The 1,276-nt window shown below is 56.3% G+C and carries 1 protein-coding gene; it reads left to right on the top strand.

The features are described from left to right. Positions 1-1,217: oligosaccharide flippase family protein (locus tag ACFWJO_RS39715; RefSeq protein ID WP_386873163.1), on the top strand; the 1,217-nt coding region annotated here is incomplete at its 5' end. Positions 1,218-1,276: the final 59 nt, after the last annotated feature.

Here is a 1,276-nt window from a genome sequence, read left to right as displayed (position 1 = left end):
GGCCCGCTCTGGGGATATTGAGTGGACCAATCCTGGCCCGGGCGCTTGGACCAGAGGGTCGCGGTCAGTTCGCGAGCGTCATGCAGCCGATAACAGTAGCTGGAGCAGTAGCCAGCCTTGGATTTCCCGCGGCCGTGGCGTACTTCATCGCAAGCGGCGGGAATTCGGACAGAGTCTACAGACGTGCGCTCGCGACCGCCGCTATTCCGGCCCTCCTCACATACGCGGCAATGTGCTGGTACGCGGGTATCGTCAGTCATCGACAAGGAATTTCCTTTACGGTTATATGTATTGCATGGTCTGCGATTGTGCTGTCTGCTGTGGTCCAAATCCGGCGAGCATATTGGCAGGGACAAGGGCGCTGGCGGAAACTTGACGCCGAGCGCGCAGCTTATGCTGTGACGAGATTCGGAATTGTGGTGCTTCTCGCACTCCTAGGTGTGGTTCTAGCCGAAGCGTACGTAGCGGCATCGCTTCTCGCCTTCGTAGCGGCGGCGCTGCTTCTGTTCACGAAAGGGTCTCCATCCCGCTCTGAGTCGCTGCCGACCTCCGGTGAAATTGTACGGTATTCGGTGCTTGCATCAATCGGAACCATCGCGGCAGTTGCAAGCTCCCGGCTAGATCAGATCCTAATGCCGGCGGCGGCGAGCAGTGCTGAACTTGGATACTATGCGGTTGCAGTGACGGTCGCGGAAGTTCCGCTCGTTCTTGCGACTCTTTCCGCCCGAAATGCTCTCCAACTTGCTGCTGTCGGCGATTCCAACATCGAAATTTTCCGGAAGACGCGCGTATATATAGTTGTCTGTATTGGCTTGATAGCGGCGCTCTTCGTTGCGGCACCATATGGGACTGTTCTAGTTTTTGGACCCGACTTTGCGACCAGCGCCTCATCGATCCAGTTGCTCTCTATTGCTGGAGTCGCTTCGCTTGTATCACTCGTATGTGGATCGATACTGGCTGGTCGTGGGCGACCCGCGCTCGCATCATTTGTGTCACTAGTGTCGCTTCTTGTAACTGTTCTAGGGTTCTTTATGTTCTGGGATTCGATGTCAAGTTTGATGGCAGCCAGAATATCGCTAATAAGTTTAGTATCTTCGGCAGTTGTGGGTGTTGGCGCGATTCTAAAGGTTACGCAGCCACGTCCCGCCCGCCAAGAGGGTGCGGGCCATCGACAAGGTGCCAGCAAGGAGCTCGCAGTTGAGGGGAACACAGAATGATTCGCGTTGCAGTCGTTGCTAGCTCGGAGTCCGCAGGGGGTGCGGAAGAGTACATCTAC

Origin of the sequence: Streptomyces sp. NPDC127092 (assembly GCF_042722475.1) — a bacterium.
Lineage (GTDB): Bacteria > Actinomycetota > Actinomycetes > Streptomycetales > Streptomycetaceae > Streptomyces.
Note: the sequence above shows the minus strand (reverse complement) of the source record. Positions and strands in the feature narration are given on the sequence as shown.